Annotated in this window: 22 protein-coding genes; 2 read left to right on the forward strand and 20 right to left on the reverse strand. The window is 36.5% G+C overall.

Annotated elements, in window-relative coordinates; genetic code table 11:
• The first annotated feature begins 11 nt into the window (after nucleotides 1–11).
• Entirely contained in the window at nucleotides 12–617 is a 606-nt protein-coding gene (locus JFT89_RS08795) for a hypothetical protein (RefSeq protein WP_201039771.1), read from the forward strand.
• 31 nt (nucleotides 618–648) lie between these two features.
• Here JFT89_RS08795 and JFT89_RS08800 read toward each other — a convergent pair whose 3' ends face one another.
• The 17 genes from JFT89_RS08800 to JFT89_RS08880 all read right to left on the reverse strand — a co-directional run bounded on the left by JFT89_RS08800 (nucleotide 649) and on the right by JFT89_RS08880 (nucleotide 16,425).
• Nucleotides 649–1,920: an FtsW/RodA/SpoVE family cell cycle protein gene (locus JFT89_RS08800; RefSeq protein WP_201039772.1), complete on the reverse strand. Its 1,272-nt coding sequence runs from the start codon at nucleotides 1,918–1,920 to the stop codon at nucleotides 649–651.
• A 7-nt stretch (nucleotides 1,921–1,927) separates the two neighbouring features.
• Nucleotides 1,928–2,335: a PadR family transcriptional regulator gene (locus tag JFT89_RS08805; protein WP_016094607.1), complete on the reverse strand. Its 408-nt coding sequence runs from the start codon at nucleotides 2,333–2,335 to the stop codon at nucleotides 1,928–1,930.
• 4 nt (nucleotides 2,336–2,339) lie between these two features.
• The gene (locus JFT89_RS08810; protein WP_002064109.1) at nucleotides 2,340–2,873 is read right to left on the reverse strand and encodes a sigma-70 family RNA polymerase sigma factor; all 534 of its coding nucleotides are present in this window, start codon (nucleotides 2,871–2,873) and stop codon (nucleotides 2,340–2,342) included.
• A 512-nt stretch (nucleotides 2,874–3,385) separates the two neighbouring features.
• Nucleotides 3,386–4,159 carry a VanZ family protein gene (locus JFT89_RS08815; protein WP_201039773.1) on the reverse strand — a complete coding sequence of 258 codons (774 nt, stop codon included), beginning with the start codon at nucleotides 4,157–4,159 and terminating at the stop codon, nucleotides 3,386–3,388.
• Nucleotides 4,152–4,484 carry a PadR family transcriptional regulator gene (locus JFT89_RS08820; RefSeq protein ID WP_201039774.1) on the reverse strand — a complete coding sequence of 111 codons (333 nt, stop codon included), beginning with the start codon at nucleotides 4,482–4,484 and terminating at the stop codon, nucleotides 4,152–4,154. Before JFT89_RS08820 ends, JFT89_RS08815 begins: the two co-directional genes overlap by 8 nt.
• A 114-nt stretch (nucleotides 4,485–4,598) precedes the next feature.
• Nucleotides 4,599–6,281: an aerobic glycerol-3-phosphate dehydrogenase gene (gene glpD, locus JFT89_RS08825; protein ID WP_016094610.1), complete on the reverse strand. Its 1,683-nt coding sequence runs from the start codon at nucleotides 6,279–6,281 to the stop codon at nucleotides 4,599–4,601.
• Between the two features lie 133 nt (nucleotides 6,282–6,414).
• Nucleotides 6,415–7,905 (reverse strand): glycerol kinase GlpK, encoded by a 1,491-nt coding sequence (gene glpK / locus JFT89_RS08830; protein ID WP_016094611.1) that lies wholly within the window; start codon nucleotides 7,903–7,905, stop codon nucleotides 6,415–6,417.
• A gap of 12 nt (nucleotides 7,906–7,917) precedes the next feature.
• Nucleotides 7,918–8,739, reverse strand: coding sequence for a glycerol uptake facilitator protein GlpF (gene glpF, locus JFT89_RS08835; RefSeq protein WP_002188616.1), 822 nt, complete (start codon nucleotides 8,737–8,739; stop codon nucleotides 7,918–7,920).
• A gap of 228 nt (nucleotides 8,740–8,967) precedes the next feature.
• Nucleotides 8,968–9,528 (reverse strand): glycerol uptake operon antiterminator GlpP, encoded by a 561-nt coding sequence (gene glpP / locus JFT89_RS08840; protein WP_002064104.1) that lies wholly within the window; start codon nucleotides 9,526–9,528, stop codon nucleotides 8,968–8,970.
• A 97-nt stretch (nucleotides 9,529–9,625) separates the two neighbouring features.
• Nucleotides 9,626–10,075, reverse strand: coding sequence for a helix-turn-helix domain-containing protein (locus JFT89_RS08845; protein WP_002064103.1), 450 nt, complete (start codon nucleotides 10,073–10,075; stop codon nucleotides 9,626–9,628).
• A 341-nt stretch (nucleotides 10,076–10,416) separates the two neighbouring features.
• Nucleotides 10,417–11,268 carry a DUF2935 domain-containing protein gene (locus tag JFT89_RS08850; protein ID WP_000554485.1) on the reverse strand — a complete coding sequence of 284 codons (852 nt, stop codon included), beginning with the start codon at nucleotides 11,266–11,268 and terminating at the stop codon, nucleotides 10,417–10,419.
• Nucleotides 11,269–11,461: 193 nt separating this feature from the next.
• The gene (locus JFT89_RS08855; protein ID WP_002064098.1) at nucleotides 11,462–11,662 is read right to left on the reverse strand and encodes a sporulation YhaL family protein; all 201 of its coding nucleotides are present in this window, start codon (nucleotides 11,660–11,662) and stop codon (nucleotides 11,462–11,464) included.
• 77 nt (nucleotides 11,663–11,739) lie between these two features.
• The gene (locus JFT89_RS08860) at nucleotides 11,740–12,612 is read right to left on the reverse strand and encodes an alpha/beta fold hydrolase (RefSeq protein ID WP_002186501.1); all 873 of its coding nucleotides are present in this window, start codon (nucleotides 12,610–12,612) and stop codon (nucleotides 11,740–11,742) included.
• 239 nt (nucleotides 12,613–12,851) lie between these two features.
• Nucleotides 12,852–13,097 (reverse strand): Phr family secreted Rap phosphatase inhibitor, encoded by a 246-nt coding sequence (locus tag JFT89_RS08865; protein ID WP_201039775.1) that lies wholly within the window; start codon nucleotides 13,095–13,097, stop codon nucleotides 12,852–12,854.
• Nucleotides 13,097–14,191: a response regulator aspartate phosphatase gene (locus JFT89_RS08870; RefSeq protein ID WP_201039776.1), complete on the reverse strand. Its 1,095-nt coding sequence runs from the start codon at nucleotides 14,189–14,191 to the stop codon at nucleotides 13,097–13,099. The genes JFT89_RS08865 and JFT89_RS08870 overlap by 1 nt, the downstream gene beginning before the upstream one ends.
• A 267-nt stretch (nucleotides 14,192–14,458) precedes the next feature.
• Entirely contained in the window at nucleotides 14,459–15,436 is a 978-nt protein-coding gene (locus JFT89_RS08875) for a ring-cleaving dioxygenase (protein WP_201039777.1), read from the reverse strand.
• Between the two features lie 44 nt (nucleotides 15,437–15,480).
• A complete protein-coding gene (locus JFT89_RS08880) occupies nucleotides 15,481–16,425 on the reverse strand; it encodes a ring-cleaving dioxygenase (protein ID WP_002064094.1) in 945 nt (314 codons plus the stop codon).
• Between the two features lie 644 nt (nucleotides 16,426–17,069).
• On the opposite strand from JFT89_RS08880, the gene JFT89_RS08885 reads away from it, so the two are divergent.
• Nucleotides 17,070–17,249, forward strand: coding sequence for a DUF4177 domain-containing protein (locus JFT89_RS08885; RefSeq protein ID WP_000272495.1), 180 nt, complete (start codon nucleotides 17,070–17,072; stop codon nucleotides 17,247–17,249).
• Between the two features lie 354 nt (nucleotides 17,250–17,603).
• Here JFT89_RS08885 and yhaM read toward each other — a convergent pair whose 3' ends face one another.
• From yhaM to JFT89_RS08900, 3 genes are read right to left on the reverse strand one after another with little or no spacing between them, the layout of a single operon-like run.
• The gene (gene yhaM / locus JFT89_RS08890) at nucleotides 17,604–18,548 is read right to left on the reverse strand and encodes a 3'-5' exoribonuclease YhaM (protein WP_002011096.1); all 945 of its coding nucleotides are present in this window, start codon (nucleotides 18,546–18,548) and stop codon (nucleotides 17,604–17,606) included.
• Nucleotides 18,549–18,589: 41 nt separating this feature from the next.
• The gene (locus JFT89_RS08895; RefSeq protein ID WP_201039778.1) at nucleotides 18,590–21,514 is read right to left on the reverse strand and encodes an ATP-binding protein; all 2,925 of its coding nucleotides are present in this window, start codon (nucleotides 21,512–21,514) and stop codon (nucleotides 18,590–18,592) included.
• Complete coding sequence (locus JFT89_RS08900; protein WP_201039779.1) at nucleotides 21,511–22,752, reverse strand: metallophosphoesterase family protein; 1,242 nt, start codon at nucleotides 22,750–22,752, stop codon at nucleotides 21,511–21,513. The genes JFT89_RS08895 and JFT89_RS08900 overlap by 4 nt, the downstream gene beginning before the upstream one ends.
• Between the last annotated feature and the right edge of the window lie 143 nt (nucleotides 22,753–22,895).

Consider the following 22,895-nt stretch of genomic DNA (forward strand, 5'->3'; position numbering starts at 1 on the left):
GGAGTGAAAAGATGAATCATTATTTCATTGCTATTTATGACGGCGTGTTCCCTACCGAAAAATTACATACCATTTTACAATCTAATCCTACTTTTACCGACCTAAACATCCGCCATCTCGAAATCTCATCACCAAAACCTTTCACATTATTAGTTAGCGCAGAACACGATGCACTCACAACTGGCCTTACAGATACATACCACTTATTAACGAAAGAGTTACAAACACTTGAGCAGCAAGAGAAATACTATTACGTATACGATTATAAAATTAGAAAAACCATCGAAAATCCCACCCAAAAATGCTTTCCATTAGCAAAAATCAATATAAATGTTACGAAATTTCATCAGATGATTCAAAAAGTAAAAGACTTAAAACGACCTGTATTTGCAGGTTATAACATCATTTCTCATGATGCAGACATACTTACGATTGATGTACTTCTTTCTTCACCTTTATTGGATCCTAACACTTCTGAAAAAGATGCGGAAGAATACTTATATTTACAACAATTAGCCGAAATACTTTCTCGTTCTGAATTATGTACTTCTATTGAAGCGAGTTCACTTATTCCAACACAAAAAGAGGGTTATTCTTTACAACCCTCTACATACTAGTGAATTCTTTTACAAGCATCTTATATAATCATCAAGGTGTTTCTTTCCTTCTAAACGAAAGATCTTTACGTCGGTAAACACTTAGTACGACTCCTATTAATAGTGCATGAAATACAGTTGGTGTTAATCCATAACTAATAAAAGGTAAGGATATAGCAGTAATCGGTAATAAGCCTAATATCATTCCAACGTTATAAATGAACTGGACTACAAAAAGAGTCATTCCGCCAACGAGAAGCAATTTACCATACCGGTCATTTATTTTATAAGATATGACCACTAACCTTGCTACAAAAAGAGAAAGAACTAAAACAAGGACCAGTGCAAGCACATATCCATAATAATAAGTCAAACTTGCAAATACAAAATCAGTATTTGGATTAGGGATGAGCTTTACATCTCCATATGTACCAAACCAGCCTGCTGACGACATTACCTCTTTTAAACGTATATATATAAATCCTGCGCCATGTGCATCACGCTCTGGACTCAAATACCCTAAAAATCTATCCAAATGATATCCTTTTACTGAGGGCCAGGAAAAAGACGCCCTTATAACCAATAAACAAATTGGTACAATTGTAATAATTAATGCCGTTTTCTTTCCTAACTTACTCCACCAAAGCATAACGAATACCATCGTGATATAAATAAAAATCACTGAAAAAGCTGCGCCAATTAAGAATAAATACAAAGAAAATAAATACAACACTACAAGATACCTAACTTTCAATCTATTGTTATTGAAAAAAGAAGCCCAAGCTAGAAAAAAGAACGGTACTGCCATTAAACGATCAATTGCAATAGGACCAATTTTTATTATTGGTTCCCCATTTATCCCAGCGTTCGGAAAACAATATAGCATTAACAAGATCAGTACCCCAATTGTATAAAACAACCATCCAAATCTCTCTAACTTCCGATAATCGATTAGCATCATCCCTACAGCTGTTGCAACACCGAGAATAACAAAAATCACCTTATTCATTAGCAAATAATTTGTATGTCCAAAAGCTATAACCGGCAAGAATCCTAATCCCATAGCAGCCACTAATAAAATAATTAAGAACCAATCAACCTTTGGCTTATGAAGTTTGTTAAGCTCCTGCCCTAGTTTAATCGGACTTCCCATTTGTTCCACAGCTTTATTTTCAGCAATTTCCTCACTTAACCCTTTCTCTATCCACGTGTTCTTCGCCTGTTTTAAGTGAAAATCTAGTTCGGTTGCTACAAAGCTCTTTGCTTCTTTTGATTTAATATGATTCGTAACTTCGCTTAAAAAACGCTCCCCTTTTTTGTTCAATTTTATCTCACTCCTGTACTAATCCTTTTAATATAAACCGTGCCTTCGTAGAATCTTTTTCTGCCTTTCGCAGCATCTTGTTTCCTTTGTCATTTAATTGATAATATTTAGCTCCCGCATGATCCCAGCTAGATTGGATAAAGCGATTCTGTTCTAGACGATGTAATAAGGTATATAAAAAACCTTCATTTCCTTCGAATTTTTGAATCCCTCTCCCCCGCAGTAACTGCATCAATTCATAACCTGTTTTTTCATTCATAAGAAGTTGCAACACTGCTAAAAGGATATCTTCTTCCTTTTCGGACGATTGATTGATTTTTTCACGTACCCGCTTTCGATGCTGATCAGAAAAACTCAAATGTTTAAACGCTGTATTCTCCATTGATTTTCGCAAGCCTTTTAATCGATCTTCCATTTGATTATTCCTCCAATCCTTTCTTCAAAAGCTCCTTAGCTTTTTTCAGTCTCGTTTTTATCGTGTTTTCCTTCACTTCTATTACAGTAGCAATCTCTTTAATTAATAATTCTTCATAATAAAAAAGATAAATGACTTCTCGATATTTTATTGGTAAACTCATTACTGCAGAAGCCAACCTACTATCCTCTGCATTTTGAATAACCGTTTGCTCGACACTATCATGTTGAACCTCAATATAAGCAGATTCATCCTCTGTCACGATTACCTTTTTGTTATACCAACTTTTTATATAGTCCTTACAATGATTAATCGCAATTCTCCACAACCACGTTTTCACATTCGACTTCCCTTTGTATGTATGAAGAGATTTATAACATTTCACAAATATATCTTGCGTTAAATCCTCCGCAATCTCTTTATTATTCACATATGAATACACAAGCTGTAAGACTTCTTGTCCATACTTGTTCATTATTTCATCGATAAGGAGTTCCTTATCTTCTATTTCAAACACTTCTACCGTTAATTCATCCACATCATTTCCTCCTTCCCATATATTAGACGACGCACTGTATGGAAAAGTTTTATAAATCTATAAAAAAATACGGTTGGTAGTGTCCATACCGTTTTTTGAAACCTTAATTTTTCTTTACTAAGAGTAAACCTTTTATTATGATACAACACTTTATATTCACTTATAGTCAAAATTTTAGTGCATTCATAATAAAACAAAAACCACCTAAAGGCTCCCCTTCAGGTGGTTTTCTATTTTACGCTAACGCAGCTGCCTGTTCTTGTTGATCTATAGGAATTACAGCGTCTGTTAATGCTTTTTCTAGTTCAGCTGTGTATTTCATTTCGACGCTATCATCATTTATGGCGCCAATAAAGACAGATTATGCAACAATTTCATAACAGTATGGATAAACAACTACCAACACCTATTACGAGTATAAAAAATCGACTCACTACATAATACCTATGTTTTCAGTGATACTCTATTACCACCGAACTAAATTTATATAATTTTAACTACATGATAGCAAGTTAATTTTCAAATATCTTCTTGCGCATAACCCTAAATTTATTATCCATTTGTATCATGCTTATAAATAAAAGATATCCTATCGATGCACCAATCATATTTATAGCAATCCGCCACACATCAAAAACATCAGATAAAGTTAGTAAATGTAATAACTCCCAAGCAAGAAAGGCCATAACATACCACTTACAAGCTTTCTTATAGTTAGTCACTTTATTAATCAACACTGGAACGAAAAATCCAAATGGAACTAACAATATTATATGTTGTAAAACGATTAACCAATAAGTTGAGTTTCCCCACAGACCCGGATGCGCAATAAAATCTTTAATTTGCCAAAGTGTTATTCCAAAAAGTTGTAACAGCGTTTCTAAATCAGATATATGTAAAAATTGCTGCCAAAATTCAATAGGATGATAGACAGTTCCACTTGTCAAACTACGAACAGAGTCAAATGTAGAATTTGAAATAAACGCTCCTAAAAAGACAATAAAACAAATGATTATATAAGGAATACATAAAATTTTTGATACTACCTTTAATGGCCTAGGAACTTCGTATACCGATTGATTAATCTCTAAACCAATAACTTTTGATTCGCCAAAACTTTGAAGCGCTTTATAAATCGCTTCTTTTTCGTTCATACCTTGTTCCATATATTCTTCTTTCAAGCTGTTCAAGTGATCATATATTTCTAGAAATAGCTCATCCTGTTCAATATTACTAAGTTCTGAATAAGCTAAAATGGACTTAATATACTCATCAAATTCAATCATAAATAACTCCTTTCTGACAAGCTTGAATTAATGATGTTACACGCTCCCAAGAGTTCACTTTCTTCTGCAATTCTTTTTTCCCTTTACTTGTAATAGTATAAAATTTCCTTTTCATCCCATTCTCAGATTGATTCCAATAAGATTCAAGAAATTCCTTTTTTTCTAATCGCTTTAAAGCTGGATACAAAGTTCCCTGCCCCATACTATACAAATCTTCACTTGCATCCTTTAAACTTTGAGCTATTTCATATCCATATGTATCACGTTTTGCAATGATAGAAAGTAATAAAATATCTATACTTCCCTTCAAGATTTCTTTGTCCAACAATACCACCTCCTTATATACATCGTATAACAACATATGTCGTTATGCAACATAGTTAGAAAAATAACCCATAAAAAAACCACCTAAAGGCTCCCCTTCAGGTGGTTCTCTATTTTACGCTAACGCAGCTGCCTGCTCTTGTTGATCTACAGGAATGACAGCGTCGCTTAATGCTTTTTCTAATTCAGCTGTGTATTTCATTTGCTCTTCTTTGCTCCAGCCTAGTTTCGCAGCCATGTAGTTGATTACTGCTTCTTTCCACTCGTATACCCAGTGGATGTTGAAGAATACAGCGCCTCTGCGGCGTACGAAGAAGTCAACTGGTTTCGCTGTCATTTCGTAATCCATTGCGTATACAAGTGGGATTAGAACGTCTAGCGGCATGTTGTATTCTTTCGCTTCGTCTTTATGTTTTTTCGCTAAATCAAACAGTACGTCAACGTTAGAGCCGTAGAATTTCGCGAATTTTTCCGCTTGTGCTGTCGTTAAACCATATTTCGTACCTTCGCCTGCTTTTTTCGCAACAAATGCCGGGAATCCGTGTGAACCACTTACATGACCACCAGAGATTGGCATATGTTTCGTATCGCTCTTCTTATATTCGCTATGGCCTTCTTTTTGTAATAGATTCGTTACGTAGTCTACTACCATTTCAGCCATTTTGCGGTATCCTGTTAATTTACCGCCCGCGATTGTAATTAAACCAGATTCAGAAGTCCAAATTTCATCTTTACGAGAAATTTCAGATGCATTCTTACCTTCTTCATAAATTAGCGGACGTACACCAGCCCAGCTTGATTCCACATCTTTTTCTGTAATTTTCACGCTTGGGAACATGTAGTTAATCGCATTAATGATATATGTGCGATCTTCTGTTGTCATGTGCGGTACAGCTGCGTCTTTATCATAGAACGTATCTGTTGTACCTACGTACGTTTTTCCTTCGCGAGGAATCGCAAACACCATACGTTTATCCGGTGTATCAAAGTAAATTGCTTGCCCTAATGGGAAACGTTTTTGGTCAATTACTAAATGCACACCTTTTGATAACTGAAGTACTTTCCCTTTTTTAGAGTTATCTTTTTCACGAAGTGTATCTACCCAAGGACCAGCTGCGTTTACAATTTTCTTACCGTAAACTTCGTATACTTCTCCGTCTAGTAAATCGATTACACGTACACCGCATACTTTTCCATCTTTATATAAAAAACTGTCTACTTTTGCGTAGTTAACAGCTTTCGCACCGTGTTCAATCGCTTCTTTCATTACTTCAATTGTAAGACGCGCATCGTCTGTACGATATTCTACGTAGTAACCGCCGCCTTTTAATCCTTCTTGTTTTACAAGAGGTTCTTTATTTAGCGTTTCTTCACGGTTAAACATCTTTCTGCGCTCGCTTCGTTTTACACCTGCTAAGAAGTCGTATACACGAAGACCAATTGATGTACTGAATGATCCGAACGTGCCGCCTGTATGGAACGGAAGTAACATCCACTCTGGTGTTGTTACATGGGGACCGTTCTCATATACGATCGCACGCTCTTTCCCCACCTCTGCTACCATTTTCACTTCAAGTTGTTTTAAATAACGTAAACCGCCGTGTACAAGTTTCGTTGAACGACTTGATGTACCTGCTGCAAAGTCCTGCATTTCAAACACAATCGTTGATAAACCGCGTGTTGCCCCATCTAATGCAATACCAGAACCAGTAATACCTCCACCAATTACGATCACATCTAACTCTTGTTTATTTACTCCATTTAATACGTCTTTACGTTGTTTACTTGAAAATTTCATGGTAATTCCTCCCTTTGATAACGAAAAAAGAGACCACAAGCTCCGCTATAGATTTCGCCTCTATAGCGTGTTGTGGTCTCTCCAAATCTCCTACCGAATTATTAACTTGTCATCATTATAACACTGTTTATGATTATTTGAAAGCTTTAGTTGCTTCAATTGCTTTTTTCCATCCAGCATATAGCTCTTCGCTTGTTTCCGCTTCCATCGTTGGTTCAAAGCGTTTGTCCATATGCCACTGTGCTTTAATTTCATCTTGGTTTTTCCAGTATCCAACCGCAAGACCAGCTAAGTATGCTGCACCTAAAGCTGTCGTTTCATTGATCACTGGACGCTCTACAGGAACGTCTAAAATATCACTTTGGAACTTCATTAAGAAGTTATTCTTAACTGCCCCGCCATCAACGCGTAATGTGTTCAGTTCAATACCTGAATCTGCTTCCATTGCGCATAGTACATCTTTCGTTTGGTATGCTAAAGATTCTAGCGTTGCACGAATGAAATGCTCTTTCGTCGTACCGCGTGTTACACCAAACATAGCGCCGCGTACTTCACTATCCCAATACGGTGTACCTAGTCCTACGAATGCCGGTACTATGTATACACCTTCAGTTGATTCAACACGGCTAGCGTACACTTCGCTCTCGCTCGCATCTTTAAACATACGCAGTCCGTCACGTAACCACTGAATTGCAGAACCTGCTACGAAAATACTTCCTTCTAATGCGTAATTCACTTTACCATCTAAACCCCATGCAATTGTTGTTAATAGGCCATGCTCAGAAGCTACTGCTTTTTCGCCTGTGTTCATTAACATGAAACAACCAGTTCCGTAAGTGTTCTTCGCCATACCTTCACCGAAACAAGCTTGTCCAAATAATGCTGCTTGCTGGTCACCAGCTACACCTGCGATCGGTATATTTTGACCGAAGAAGTGATAATCAATTGTTTCTCCATATATTTCAGATGATTGACGTACTTCTGGAAGCATGCTCTTTGGTACTGTTAACATGTCTAGAAGCTCATCATCCCACTGTAAGTCGTGAATGTTAAACATTAATGTACGTGATGCATTTGAGTAATCTGTTATGTGCGCTTTACCGCCAGACAATTTCCATACAAGCCATGTATCAATTGTTCCGAATAATAACTCGCCATTTTCCGCTTTCTCTCTTGCACCTTCAACGTTATCTAAAATCCATTTTACTTTCGTACCAGAGAAGTATGCATCAATTAAAAGACCTGTTTTTTCGCGAACCATCTCGCTATAACCTTTTTCTTTTAACTCATCACAAATTTCAACTGTTTGACGAGATTGCCATACGATTGCGTTATAAATTGGTTTTCCAGTCGTTTTATCCCATACAACCGCTGTTTCACGTTGGTTCGTAATACCGATACCAGCGATTTGTTCTGGCTTCACATCTGCTTCACTTAAGCAAGTTGCGATAACTGCTAAAATAGATCCCCAAATTTCTTGTGCATTATGCTCAACCCAGCCTGGCTTTGGAAAATGTTGTGTAAACTCTTTTTGAGCTGAATGAACGATTTTTCCTTCTTTATTGAAAAGAATTGCGCGTGAGCTTGTTGTTCCTTGGTCTAATGAAAGAATATATTTTTTCATATCAGTTTCCCCCTATGCTACTTTTCTACTATTTGTAGTAGCTTCACTTTTTTTACTTGTCATATAAGAGATTGTTAGTACAATCACAGTTGTAATAATCACATAAATAAGTGCTGAATTTTGTTTTCCTTCAAATACAACTTGATGGAATAATCCTGCAAGTGATCCACCTAGAATTGGACCAACTACTGGGATCCATGCATACTTCCAGTTTGAACCGCCCTTTCCTGCAATCGGAAGGAAGAAGTGTGCAATACGCGGACCTAAATCACGAGCCGGGTTGATTGCGTATCCTGTTGTTCCACCTAATGATAAACCAATACTTACAATTAAGAAACCTACGATAAATGGATTTAAACCATCTGCAAATTTATTTGCTCCAATTGCTAATATACCAAATACTAAAACGAATGTTCCAATCATTTCACTTAAAAGGTTTGTAAATGTGTTCGGAATTGCCGGACCTGTTGCAAATACACCTAACTTTGTTCCTGGATCTTCTGTTTCTTTCCAGTGTGGTAAGTAATGTAAATATACAAGAACTGCCCCGATAATTGCCCCAATCATTTGTGCTGCGATATACATAGGTACATCACTCCATGGGAACGCTCCCTTAAAAGCAAGTCCTATCGTTAAAGCCGGATTCAAATGTGCCCCACTAATTGATCCAACTGCATACGCTGCCATAGCAACCGCTAGACCCCAACCCATTGTAATTACAATCCAACCAGAATCTTTCGCAAACGATTTCTTTAAACTTACACCAGCGCAAACGCCGCCACCAAGTAAGATTAACAATGCAGTCCCTATTAATTCCCCTAAAAATGCTGACATAAAATCCCTCCACAATCAATTTAAATGCTTTCGAAAAGTGATAGAGGTAAAATGAATGGCCATTCGTTTTTTTTCAAAAGAAAAAGATCCACAGCTTACATGCTTCTATATAATATATATAGAAACAATAAAATGTGGATCTCTTCTTTTCTCCGTCACGTTTATTAACTTGTCTATAATGTTAACCCTTAATGAAAGCGGTGTCAACAGAATTTTTTCACATTTTCGTCACTTTTTTTGGTAATGTTTCCATAATTCTTTTTTCGATGTCGTAATTGCTGTCGCACCAGCATTTAACGCTCTTTCAACGTCTTCTACCGTTCGAATAAAACCACCTGCTAAAATTGGTACACCTGTACGCTCTTTCACTTCAGCGATCACACCTGTTAACGCACCAGGAAGCACCTCTATATAATCCGGCTTCGTCTTTTCTAGCAAATTACAGCTCTTTTCCATCGCGCTAGAATCAATTAAAAAGATGCGTTGAATGGAGACGACACCCTTTTGCTTCGCCTTCATAATTACACTCGCCTTTGTCGATAATAACCCGTACGGTTTATATTCTTGGCATAAAAATTCCGTCGCATGCCCATCACTTTGTAATCCATGGATCAAATCAACATGTAAAAACACTTTTTTCCCATGCTGCTTCGCAAGCGACACAACACTCTTCAATTGACCGACATGAATGTCTAAAATAACAATATACTCATACGAACTATGTAATAGCTTTTCCAAATCTTTAATTTGCCTCACTGCCGGCAAAATCTTCTGCTCATGAAATTCCATTCTAAACGTCCCCTTCTTTATATCATCCTATCCTTTATAGTACACAATTTGAGTGGAAAGAACAGCTAGTGTCGGGAATTTCTTTCAAATCTTTCTTTTACCTATATATCTTCTTCAACTTATCAGAAACCGTACCACCTATAACCATTAATATGAGCGGTAAAAAATTCATTACATATGGTGCATCTGCTACAATTGTAATGCTTGCTCCTGCAAACTTATTTAACATCCATACAACGATTTTTGTAACAAATAAAAATACCCCGAGCATGAATAGACTATCAAAAAACACCTTCCATTTTGGATACGCCAATTGTTTACTATCTTCGATTACTTTCTGCGTCAACTCTTCATCGCTCCTCAATAACTCATCAATTGTAATACCGAACAGATCACTTAAATGAATAATAATTTCAATGCTCGGATAGTTCTTTCCCGTCTCCCATTTCGAAACAGACTGCCTACTCACATGAATTTTTTCAGCCAAATCATTTTGCGACCAATTTCTTTTTTCCCTTTCTTCTTTTAAACGTTCGCTAAAAATCATACTGTGTTTATCACCTCTCTACGTCTAGTATGGTCAAATAAATGATGAAGAGTAAAGCTAGTTATCGTTGCGTAGTCTGTGCAACTTGTGCGTTACACTTTAAAATGGCGCTATGTAGTATGTATATTTCATATACTTTTCTTCTATAATAATTTCCCGAACAATAATACAATGAACGGATGACTAGATTAAGCATAAAAAAATACGCCATCCCTTCTTATCATTCTCCAGAAAGAATAACGTAAAGTTTCATTTTTAAACATTTTCATCAAAAAGAAAAGAGGCTAACAATAAATTGTTAACTTCTCAGCTGAAAGTAAAATATTATCTTTCCTTATCTTCTAATATCTAGGTTGTGATTGAATATTTGTAAGATGAACATCAAACATATCAATGATTTCAAGAAATCTATCAGCTTCACGGAAAACATGGTCTGCTAATAACGGATGAATGATACTCTTTATTTTACATTGCTCAATTAAATCACGTGCTGTTTTCTTAAAATCCCGAAGAGATGTAACGGACACACGATTTTGATCTAAAAATTGATCTAAAAGAGGGACTGTTTGGGATTGTGGCTTCATAGATTCTAAGTCAATTGCTTGATACATCAATTCATCAAAATCATTACTAAAATTCCGTGCTGTATCTACAAGCTTTCTTTCCGATGGATCAAGAAGATGACCAATAAATTTAGCATGGTCTGCCATAATCCTTAAAAAGAAAACATTTTCTTTAATAATAGCATCAGGAAGGGCATCTAATTTCCCTTCATTTAATTGTATTAAACGTTTTCTAAAATAGTCAGCTTCCCTACTTGTATGGTCAACTAACAGTGGAAAGTTATTTTGTCCTGGCAATTTACATGTGAGAATTAATCCTAAAATTTTTCTTTTAAATCCCCAAATATTAGTTGCGGCTTGTTGTACTTCTGAATTAAATCTTTTTATTTGCTCAGGATCTGTTTCATTTGTATAGGAATGCGCTATTTGTTCGATATGTTCAAACAATCGATAAAATTGATTAGCCTCTTCGATTAGTTGAGTATCCTCGCATCTAAACCCTAAGCGAAGAAAAAAAGAATGCTCCTTCATGATTCTAGACCAAAAACGAATTTCATTTAATGAACGCTCAACAAACATTACAGATGTAACACCTGTATCAGGATGTAATGATGTTTCATCCCTATGCATTGTTAATCCCCCCTGTAGATACTGCGCTAGTTCCATTCTTATGAGGAAACATATATATAAATACCATTAATAAAAGTTCATGATGAATCTCGTATACATGTAAAGTTAAACTTATATAACCTGCTCCCCCAGAAGAAAAAGGCTACCACCTAGATATAAAGTTCTCCTAGTTGGTAGCCTTTCAAAATGTCTATTAAAGCAATACCGAATCTTTATCACTATCCTGATTCCGCTTCTCACGCTCTTCTTCTAAGCGCTTCATATATACCTCGCCTTCTTTTTCGATAAAATCATTATCCATCTCTTGCTCTTTTTTCGAAGTATATAAAACCATGTAGCCACTCAATACAATCCCAATGATTACAAGATAAATCCACCATGGTAAAATTTCCACTTTCGTTCATCCCTTTCCTTAGACAAGCCTTATTAGTTTCACTTTATGAGGAAAGAAGTGGATTTATGCTTGAAATTTTATTGTGGATTCTTCGCGAAGAACGCTTGTACATATTCCATAAACTCTATTGGTTCCTGGCGAAACGGTGCGTGGTATCCTTTTTCAATGATATGGAACGTACTATTTGCAAATAGCTCATGATACAGTTCACCATTTTTCCAAGAAACACTCTTATCGTGTCGTCCCCATATAATTAAAGTCGGTACCTTAATTTTATCTGCCTCCATCGCAATGCGGCGCTCTCTCATTTTCGTAAGCTGATCATAATGCTCTTTATCATCGCGACTATTTTTCACTTCATTTTTATTATAATCCGTAATCTCTGTTACAGTTTGTAAGTCTGTCGATAGTGGCGGCACTTCATAACTTTCTTTTTGCTGGAAAGACTCTATTCCTGTAGAATCCGCTAAAACGAGATGCGTTACTGCATCCGGATATAAATACGCTAAATTTAGAGACATCTCTCCGCCCATCGAATGACCAAGTACTGCGAATTGATCGTATCCGAGTTTCTTCATTAACTTATAATATAAATTCACTTGCGTGGGAAACGAATACTGAAAATCAATCGGCTTAGAAGAACGCCCAAACCCTAAAATATCAACCGCAATAATCGTATGATCCTTTACAAGTTCCGGATAAATATCATTAAACCCATCTGAAGAACCACCGAATCCGTGAAGCATAAGTAAAGGCGGTTTCCCCTCACCAATTTGCTTAAAATAAATCGTCTGCCCATCAATCTGCGCCATACTCTCTTTCGTATTCAGCCTCATCATCACAGTATCTTTCACTTCTTCAACCTTCGCAATCGGCTTATCAACGAAGTTACATACTATTAATAAAACAAGAACAATACCGCTAATCATATAAAACTTAAACCGTTTCAAAATTCCCGTCTCCTTTCTCATGTTGCTATTTAAAGTTTTTACATTTTTTGGTTGTTTTATGATTAATTTTAATTGTAACCATTATAGTTACAATTGTACTAAAAAAATATTACTCACTGCCATTATCGATGGTTACTTTGTAACTATTATAGTTACACATTTAAAGTAAGTCAATTCTTTTCTCTACATGGCCTAATAACAAAGAAAAGGACTTCATGTTGAAGTCCCTTTCTTTGTTATTATAGTTGGCTTACTCCGCCGTCTCCTCTATTATCTGCTGGTGCTCCGCCTGTATCTCCTATATTAATGTAGTCTGGTCTTGCTGGTGCTCCTCCCGTGTCCCCTATATTAACGTAGTCTGGTCTTGCTGGTGCCCCTCCCGTGTCACCTATATTTACAGCTTGATTTGTAAAAGAACTATTGAATCCAATTGATAATACCCCTACTAATGCAGCCCCAACAATAGCTAAACGAAATTTCTTCATTAGTTTAACGCTCCCTTTTCCAATATATTTTTTTGAGCCTTATTATTCATATAAAAATATTTACTTGCCTTAACATGATCATCAACCTCATAAAATTTCATTGCTAAAATTTCAGTGTATTCTTGAATACAATCCCATAATCTTTCTCTCTCAAAATAAGAAAGGCCTTTTAAAATTACATATTCAATAATTGATATAGAAGAATTTCCATTGAGTTCTTTCAAAATTTTAAACCGATGTTGAAATTCTTTTTCACCTAAATCAATACAAATATTTAAACCTTTTTCAACAATTGGATTCGCTAAATTATATTCTCCTAATTTATAATGTTCACGTGCTTCTACAAACAAGGCTTTAAAATGTTCTGGGTAATTTTTTGTCACCTCAGATATATGGCGAATCGCTAATTCTGAAAGGTTTTGACTGGCATAAAGCCAAGCTAAATTATGTCGAACCATTAGCATATATTTTTTTTGATTTGCTTTTTGCAATACTTCCATAGCAGCATTAAAGTTCTCTTCCGCTAATTCATAGTGATCTATGTCTACGCAACATAGTCCAAAAGCATTTTCACATAATCCTACTTTTATTTCATAGCCTGGATATTTCAAAAATGCCGCTTTGGCTCTATTCAAGTAATCTATTGCATGAACTTGGTCATATTTTTGATAATAGAAATTCCCCATCCGATAATTAAACTCCGCATGCTCTATCGGATCTGCAATATATTTCAATAGCTTCTCAGCTTGTTCATACTGTTCTTTCGCTTCATTATAATTTGAAATTAATGTGCAATGAAACCCTTTAAAAAAGTGATAGTAATACGTTAGAAAGCCTTCTGTCGGAATTTCAAAAGATTCCACTTTATCAAAACTATCTTCTCTAACTGAAATCCAATTAACTAATGCATCATATCTAAAGTTCAATAACGCATGATAAAGCAATACATCCTGATCCACTTCCAAGCCACTAATCTTACTATCAATCTCCTCTTTCATTTCCGTAGCTTTCTCTATATGTTGCTGCAACATTACACGATACCAATTATCTAAAGAATGTTTCATTTGCTCCTTCGTTACTATATTCGTTCCCATACCTTCGCCTCTCCCTTGCCAAATTATAAATTTGGGATATTTATACAATTATCCAAATTGTATATTATCACCTCTTTTCTATGTATTGAAAAATAATTATCAGAAAATTTATAATTTAAAATTATTATACCAAATATTTCTATTTCGAAAACTTGAGAAACATTTATCAGAAAATTTTATAGACCAAATAAAAAAGCAAGCAATTCCAGCGATTCGCTAAAACTACTTGCTCTTCTACTTATTATCTCTAAACAAAATCGTACATTTTTACTCTTTAATAAATTCCTTCGTACTTCTCACTGTATCAATTGGACGAACTAATTTTTCGATTTCTTCACGTTTTGGCTCTAGGAACGGAGGTAACGATAATTTTTCTCCAAGTGTTTCATATGGCTCATCTCCCATAAACCCTGGGCCATCTGTAGCAAATTCAAATAAAATTTGTGGTGCAACTCTTGCGTATAATGACTCGAAGAAGTGGCGATTTACATATCCAGATGACGGAAGTCCAACGCTACCTATTCTCTCAATCCACTCTTCTAATACCGCACGATCTTCTACGCGGAATGCAGCATGATGCACTGTGCCAAATCCTTGTTGTGCTTCAGGAAGAACCGTATTATGTTCTACAATAACAGAAGCACCGTTTCCGCCTTCGTTTACTTCAAATAAATAGAATTCTCCTTCTTGAGCAATCTCTTTAAATAATAGAACTTTTTCTAGCACCTCTTTGAAATAACTAAAGTTTGCGATACGGATAAATACAGGTCCTAAGCCAGTAATTGCATATTCTAATGGAACTGGACCGTTTTGCCACGGTGTACCTGATTCTATCCCGTTATCTAATTCATCTGAGATTAATTGATAGTGTTGATCATCAAAGTCAACGAAAGAAAGAGTTTTCTTACCAAATTGCTCTTTAATTCCTGTATGTTCTACTTCAAGACGATCAAAACGTTTCACCCAATACTCTAGTGCTACGTCAGTTGGAACGCGGAATGAAGTTTTTGAAATTTCATTTGTACCGTGTACTCCTTTTGGAACACCTGGGAAGTCAAAGAATGTCATATCTGTTCCTGCACTACCTTTATCATCTGCAAAGAATAAATGATACGTTTGAATATCATCTTGGTTTACTGTTTTTTTAACTAAACGCATTCCTAAAACGTGAGTGAAAAACTCATAGTTCTTTTCTGCACTACTTGTAATTGCTGTAACGTGGTGAATTCCTTTTAATTGGTTCATTTTATATTCCTCCAATGGTTTTAAATTTTATATTTTCTCTTCTATTATTTCTCTTCAATAGGTGCTAATTTCGCTTCAATTTCTGCTCGCTGTTCTTCTAAGAACGGCGGTAAATCAAGTTTTTCTCCTAAATGCTCTACATCTCCATCAACTGTAAATCCTGGTCCATCTGTCGCAATTTCAAATAGGATTCCGTTTGATTCACGGAAGTATAAGCTTTTAAAGTAGAAACGGTCGATAATGCCTGAAGAATGGAAACCTTTTTGTATCACCTGTTCTTCCCAATAAGCTAGCTCTTCACTGTTTTTCACGCGAATCGCTAAATGGTGAATGCTACCGCGGCCTGGCTTTTCAGTAGGACCATCTAAATATTTCACAACGATTTCTCCGAAGGCTTCTCCTTTAATAGACTGGAAAATCGCTTCTTCGTCGCTTCGGCTAACTTCTTTATAACCAAATATATCTGTTAATGTATTCGCTAGTTTATCAAGTCTACGCACTGTCATTTCCACTGAACCCATTCCTTGAATTTGATGTTCAGCTGGAACTTCGGATTTCTCCCACGTTTCCCAGTGCTCCACTTTTTCTCCGTTTGAAACGAGTAGCACGAGACGAAGACCTTCCGCATCCTCAAATTGCAAAGCAGGACGATTTGCATATGTTGTCATTTCACTATGTTTCACATCAAATTTCTCAAATCGTTCTTTCCAGTAATGTAAGCTTTCCTCTGAAGGAACGAGTAATCCGATTCGCGTAATTGCATTCGTACCACGGTACGTTTTTCCTACTAAAGGCATTTCAAAAAATGATAGTTCAGTACCTGGACTTCCTGTTTTATCTCCGTAAAATAAATGATACATGGATGGATCATCTTGGTTTACCGTCATTTTCACACGGCGTAAACCAAGCACGTTTTTATAAAAATGGTTATTCTCACTTCCGTTTTTTGTAACCATTGAAATGTGATGATGCCCTTTAATTTCATACATTGATAATTCCTCTGTTTCATTTTACTAGTCAAGTGATAACTAAAAAAATAACATTTCCCACCACTAATATGGTTTTTAGCTTTTCAATTTATTCTCATTATATTTTTGTAAATTCATCTTAGTTTTTACTGAATAAGTTACTTTGTTTTGTAAATCGAAAGCAAGTGAGTGTATGTTTTTCATATGACTCAATCGCTTTCGTTACTATCACTTTACACTTCAAGTGATTAAAAAGCAAGTAATTTATCTCAAATTCGAGATATTTTTTTATTGCATAAAATTTCGGACTAAAAACACAAGAAATTCTCGGTTTGGAGACATTATAAAATTCATAAGTTGATGGATGTAGGATATCGCCAGCATTAAAAAAACACGCTAAGAAGTATGCAAGGCTTTATACAGTTTTTTAGCTAATTCAGTAACAAACAGAAATCTTAAAATCCCCTTCAGGATAGGAATGTATAAAAAAATGTATAGATCCATAGAACGTAAAAAGGAGGTTCCCTTGTGAGAGCAGGGTTCCTCCTTGTCCTTGCTACCGATAATGTTACGTTATATTAACTGAATGCGAATACCATATACATCCAAAAATCATAACAAATCGATTCTCCGAAATGGTACAATTAGGAAAAGGGGGAAAGGATATGTACGATTACAAATTCGTGAAAGTCGAAGTTAATAACTGGAAAGGGGAACCTAAAGAAGATTATAAGCGTATTATTGCCGAACATGCTGAAGACGGTTGGAAATTTGTTCAAATCTTTGCACCATCAATCGCAGGATACGCGCAATATTTTGAGATTATCTTCGAACGAATCAAATAACCCCTTTCGAGAACGAGAGGGATTTGCTTTGAATAACATACAAAAAGAACTGAAATATTTGGGAATCTAATTGTTCTCAATTTAACTTATAAGACAAATAAGCTAATATTAATCAACTTCCAATAACGAGAATTATGTAAATAAGCTGCCCATATGGACAGCTTATTGTATTTTTTCTGAAATGCTGGCGTTACTCAACTAAAAAGTTGATATGCTCCCATTCTAGTGGCAAGATATGTTTTATTAGTTCTTCGTTACACCCATGCGTACTTCTTAACTATTTTATTTCATTTTCAATATAAAAACAGCCTCACTAAGCTCTTAACACTTAATGAGGCCATTCTATTCACAATCTTAATTATGGAAAGTTGGCTTATAGAACGAACGGTTATCAAGAGCAAATACACGCTCTGTGTATTCACCTGGTTTTGTGCGTCCTAATGCGCGGTCCATCATGTTCATTTTTGCATCTAAGTTATCGATGTAGTGCAGAATTTCTGCTTCTTTTACTAATGGTGGTTTTGGACTACCCCATTCTGCTTTTCCGTGATGGGAAAGGACGATGTGCTGAAGGATTAATACTTCTTCTGCATCGATTTGTAGTTCATCTGCTGCTTTACCAATTTCGTTCACCATGATAGAAATATGGCCTAGTAAATTTCCTTCTAACGTATACGTTGTAGAAATTGGGCCAGATAGTTCGAATACTTTACCAAGGTCGTGTAAAATAACGCCCGCATATAGTAAGTCTTTATCTAACGATGGGTATAGAGCTGATATAGCTTTCGCTAAATCTAACATTGATACAACATGGTAAGCTAGTCCAGATACGAACTCGTGATGGTTCTTTGTCGCTGCTGGATATTCTAAAAATTCATTTTGATGCTTATTTAACAAATGTCTTGTTAGACGCTGAATGTTCGGGTTTCTCATTTCAAATATGTATTGCGTAATTTTCTCAACCATATCTTCTTTTTTTATTGGAGCTTTTTCTACAAAGTCCGAGATGTCCGTTACTTCATTCTCATTCGCAACACGAATTTGTTTCACACGTAATTGAATACGTCCTTTATAGTTTAGAATATCTCCAGCTACTTTAACGATTGTTTCCGCTACATATTGTTTCTCAACTTCTGGTGATACATCCCATAGCTTCGCTTCAATATCTCCACTTGGGTCTTGTAAGATCACTGTTAAAAACGGCTTGCCATTGCTTGCGAGACCTTTTGTCGCTGTTTTAATTAACAAGAAAACATCGACTTGTTCACCAACTTCATATTCTACAATTTTCTTTTTCATTCGAATTCCTCCACCAAATCAGTTACTTTTAGTATAGCATACTACAACTCATTTTCTTTACGCTTACGTGTTAATTTTATAATCTCATTTTCTGTAAAATACGTGAGTAGATGCGCATGGCATGTAAAGAAGATAACTTGTCTATCTTTCGCAATTTCCTTTATAAGTTCAATCGTTCGATTCGTCCTTACCGCGTCAAAATGTACGAAGCTATCATCAATAATAAATGGATAGTCATGCTCAAACGTTTTCGCTAGCGCAAATCGCAATGATAAATATAACTGCTCCGCTGTCGCTTGGCTTAGTTCATGACTGTAAAAACGCATACCATCGTTACGTTCGACAATGAAAGGTTCCGCTTCTGACGGTGAGAATATTTTACTATATCTCCCGCCCGTTAAATACACGAAATACTCTTCGGATTTTTGTAAAATACGCGGCAAATGCACTTCATGATAATATTGCTTCGTTTTCGTTAATACTGTCTTTGCGGCCGCATATGCAGCCCACTTCTTCACTTGTTCACGCACTTGCGCTTTTTTCATTTCCCACTCATGTAGTAAATCACCATACGTACTGCCTTCTTCTAAATTCGCAATTTCTATTCGATGCTTCGCAATACGCTCTGTCAGTTCTTTCTCCCCTGCCAGACAGTTTTGCGCGGCTGTAATTTCTTGCTTTAATTTTTCATCATAACCGTCAGCCTCATAATGCTCAGCTAATGACAAACTCGTTAAGCGCTGTTCTAACAAATCAATTTGAGGTAATAAACGCCCCACTTGCTTATCCGCGTCTTCACGTTTCTCTGCCAATTTTCCTGCTTCTAAAAACATCTCTTCATCTGTAGATTCTGCGATATGCCATAACCCATCTCGATCTACTAGTAGTTGTTTTAATTGCTCTTGCATGAACTCATATTCTTCTTGCCATTCCGCCAGCTTCTCTTTCAGCTGCTTACAAGTTTGGCGCTTCTCTTTTTCATTTTGCATACGACTTTGCGCCTCATGCAAATTACTATACTCTTTACTACCGATAACAGTTTCTAGTTTATGCTCAAAGTGCGAAATCATTTCATATAATGAAGATTTCCGCTTACTTTGCTTCTCTAAATCACGATATAGTTGCTGCATTTTTTCAATACGCTCAAACGCTGGCAACATGTGCGCATATGTAAAAAATTCAGGGAACATATAACGCGTTTTATACGCATCTACTTGTTCTCCTATTTGGAAAGTTTCTCTCTCCCATTCTTCATAAGATGAAACGACTTTATCATAAGCACGTTCCATTTGTTGTAATTTATAAGACTCTCGCTCAAATAACTTTCGAATCTCTTCATCCTTTTCTAACTGATAACGAACGGACATCGCCTCTTCACTTTGACGCCCGCCAGCACTTTGCTGAAGAGTAAGAAGCTCTTCTTGTAATCCACCCGAAGGATCTTTATATAAAACGAGTGCTAAAACAATCCCTACAAAAACAATCACACTAATAAATAACAGCAAGCGGTTATCTATAAATAAACTCGTGAATAAAACAAGCGTATTAATAAGAAGTAACAGAAGACAAATTCTTTGCCACTGTTTTTTCTTTTGCATAGCCGCTCCTGCTTTTTCCTCATACTTGCGCTTCATTCTCTCTGCGCCCATACCTAAAAACGCCGCATCTTGAAATGATTTTTCTTTCTCAACTAACGTATTTCGTTCTTCATCAGCTAACATTTGTTTCTTGATCTGTCTTATATTTTCTTCTTGCTCTTCTAATTGCTCTTGAGCTGTTTTAAAACGATCATCAAGTTGTGCTTTTTGCGTTTCTAACTCTCTCGCTTTTTGCACCGTTTGCGTAATTAATTCTTTCGTCGCTAAACTTATATCAAATGAAAGAACCGTCTCTTGTTCAAAAGTGGCTCCAATTTGTTGCTGTAGTTCTGCGATTTCTTCTTTTATATTCGCAATACTTCCCGTCATATCACGCATTTCTTGGCGTGCATTTTCATAAGACATGTGCTGCATACGAAGTTCTTCTACGTAACTTTCTTTTTGTAAAAATGCTTCATCTATTTCTGTGGAATCAATTTCTGATTGCACTGTTTCTATCTTTTTTTGAAGTGAATCTACTTGTACTTGGAGCGGTTCTATCTTTGCCTTTACCGCCTCATAGCGCGCCATTCCGTTTACAGGAAACTGCCCGTTCTCGCTTTTCAACACTTTCTCGTGCGCACTCTTTTCAATAACGAGAGGCTCAAGCGCTGCTAATATTTCATAATCTTGCTTTCGTCTTTCGGCTGACTCTTTTTCCGCACGAACAGAAGCAAGTTTCTCTTCACTTTCTTTTAACTGCTCGACTTGTTTTTCATACGTGCCAATTTTCCCTTGCCACTCTTTCATCTTTTCCTCAATTTTCTTCATCTCTTGCAGTGACACATTAATTTCAGGATTACGACCACTCGGCTTAAAGCGCTGATTCATTTCTTTTTCTAATTTTTTATCTAACTGCAATAACGCATCACTTCCGACTGCGCTGGCCGAAAATAAATAATTGCCGATATCCGCTTCGCCGAGCTGATGAATATTTTGAAGACCATGCATATCAAATGAAAAAACAGAATCAAATAAGCTTTCATTCACACCGCTTAATATATCGTTTAAAATATCTTCGCCGCCAATTTTCCCGTCTTCAAAATAAACGGTCACCGCGCCTACTGCCGTCTTTGGCAATCGTTCAATTTTCAAACGGCCGTACTTCTCTGTTTGAACAGTCATCGCTCCGCCGTACTTCCCGCCTTCTTTCGGCTCATAACGGCGTTGTCCTCTCGTTGGAAAACCGAATAAGATACTTTTCATAAACGAGCGAATTGTCGATTTCCCCGCTTCATTTTCACCGTACAGTACCGTCAGCATTGACAGATCCATTTCCACATTTTCTAGTTTTCCATAGCCATAAATATGGAGTTTTTCAATTCTCATTTTTTATCCCTCTCTTGCTGGAATAATTGCTCTAAAATAATATTTTCCGCTTCCTTTTGAATCTCTTTCTTCTCTTCTTCCGTAAAAGCTTCAATACTATTACGTGCTACAGGAGATGTCCAAATGGTGCGCAATACTCCATCCATATTTGTGAAAGCTTCTAACTCTTTCAGCACACTACCGACGAAATGATTTTCTTCTTTCAAACGTTCAATTTCCGCAAAAGAAACCGTCTCATTTTTCCACTTCATCGCATACACAAAGTCTTTTCGCTCTTCGCCAGCTGCTAAAATATGAAAAATCTCTTCCACGCGCTTGTCTTCACGCAAATAAGGAGAAAGTGGCCCCTGCCCTGTAAATACGACAGTTAAAAGCGTGCCTTCCTCTTCTCTTCTGCATTCATTCATCGCACTTGACGCGCTCGTCATAAGATCATCAACGGTTTCAAGTCCATCGATACTAACTTCAATCTCATCCCACACTACATCCGCCGTATGGAAAAATGAACACTGCGATCCTTGTTTCGTGAGTTCAATAAGGTATGCACCCTTCTCGCCCGTCTCCTTACGATGACGCCCTTGTATATTACCTGGATAAATAATGCATGGCTCTTCTGATAAAATTTCACGTTTATGTATATGGCCAAGAGCCCAATAATCAAACTGCTTTTCCTTCAGCTCACGAATTTGAAACGGTGCATAGCGATTATGCTCTGCATCCCCTTCCACACTTCCGTGAAGCATTCCAATATGAAAAGGCGCATCACTCATTTTCGTATACTGCGCTGTCATATTATCCGTTACCGCTTGCTGCAAATAACTAAACCCGTAAATAGAAGCTACAAGCTCACCATTTTTATAAAATGATTTCTCTTCTACATAAGGCTCCGTAAACACATGAACATTTTCCGGAAACTCAATTGCCGCCCAGCTTCCCCCTAAATGATCGTGGTTACCGTGAATAATAAAAACAGGGATATCGTACTGCGACAGTCTCTTCATTTGCTCACGCACAAACACTTGCGCCCTCAAACTTCTCGTCTCCGCATCATACAAATCCCCAGCTAGTAATACGAAATCAACGCGCTCTTGAATCGCTTTATCAACAATACGCTCGAACGATTCAAACGTACTCTGCTTCATTCTCTCCCAAACAGACTGCGCAACATTCATCTCCATCCCTTTAAACGGACTATCCAAATGCAAATCAGCCGCATGTATAAACTTCACTTGTTTCACAAATAACGATCCTTTCTATAGTTCAAAAGTTTCATCTTATCCGCATGAACACAAACAATAAATGCTCAATTGTTGAAAACTAGTAATAAGCAGGAAATAAAAAATCCCCCACTGATTAAAGTTTCACCTTACCCCGTATTAAC

This window comes from Bacillus sp. TH25 (assembly GCF_016650935.1).
GTDB classification, from domain to species: domain Bacteria; phylum Bacillota; class Bacilli; order Bacillales; family Bacillaceae_G; genus Bacillus_A; species Bacillus_A mycoides.

What these genes read in the sequence shown, in the direction of transcription:
- JFT89_RS08875 (WP_201039777.1), bottom strand. Translation starts at nt 15,436, where the DNA reads ATGAACCAATTAAAAGGAATTCACCACGTTACAGCAATTACAAGTAGT.
- JFT89_RS08870 (WP_201039776.1), bottom strand. Translation starts at nt 14,191, where the DNA reads ATGGGAACGAATATAGTAACGAAGGAGCAAATGAAACATTCTTTAGAT.
- JFT89_RS08850 (WP_000554485.1), bottom strand. Translation starts at nt 11,268, where the DNA reads ATGCATAGGGATGAAACATCATTACATCCTGATACAGGTGTTACATCT.
- glpD (WP_016094610.1), bottom strand. Translation starts at nt 6,281, where the DNA reads ATGAAATTTTCAAGTAAACAACGTAAAGACGTATTAAATGGAGTAAAT.
- yhaM (WP_002011096.1), bottom strand. Translation starts at nt 18,548, where the DNA reads ATGAAAAAGAAAATTGTAGAATATGAAGTTGGTGAACAAGTCGATGTT.
- JFT89_RS08795 (WP_201039771.1), top strand. Translation starts at nt 12, where the DNA reads ATGAATCATTATTTCATTGCTATTTATGACGGCGTGTTCCCTACCGAA.
- JFT89_RS08815 (WP_201039773.1), bottom strand. Translation starts at nt 4,159, where the DNA reads ATGATTGAATTTGATGAGTATATTAAGTCCATTTTAGCTTATTCAGAA.
- JFT89_RS08885 (WP_000272495.1), top strand. Translation starts at nt 17,070, where the DNA reads ATGTACGATTACAAATTCGTGAAAGTCGAAGTTAATAACTGGAAAGGG.
- JFT89_RS08895 (WP_201039778.1), bottom strand. Translation starts at nt 21,514, where the DNA reads ATGAGAATTGAAAAACTCCATATTTATGGCTATGGAAAACTAGAAAAT.
- glpK (WP_016094611.1), bottom strand. Translation starts at nt 7,905, where the DNA reads ATGAAAAAATATATTCTTTCATTAGACCAAGGAACAACAAGCTCACGC.
- JFT89_RS08805 (WP_016094607.1), bottom strand. Translation starts at nt 2,335, where the DNA reads ATGGAAGATCGATTAAAAGGCTTGCGAAAATCAATGGAGAATACAGCG.
- glpP (WP_002064104.1), bottom strand. Translation starts at nt 9,528, where the DNA reads ATGGAATTTCATGAGCAGAAGATTTTGCCGGCAGTGAGGCAAATTAAA.
- JFT89_RS08845 (WP_002064103.1), bottom strand. Translation starts at nt 10,075, where the DNA reads ATGATTTTTAGCGAACGTTTAAAAGAAGAAAGGGAAAAAAGAAATTGG.
- glpF (WP_002188616.1), bottom strand. Translation starts at nt 8,739, where the DNA reads ATGTCAGCATTTTTAGGGGAATTAATAGGGACTGCATTGTTAATCTTA.
- JFT89_RS08880 (WP_002064094.1), bottom strand. Translation starts at nt 16,425, where the DNA reads ATGTATGAAATTAAAGGGCATCATCACATTTCAATGGTTACAAAAAAC.
- JFT89_RS08865 (WP_201039775.1), bottom strand. Translation starts at nt 13,097, where the DNA reads ATGAAGAAATTTCGTTTAGCTATTGTTGGGGCTGCATTAGTAGGGGTA.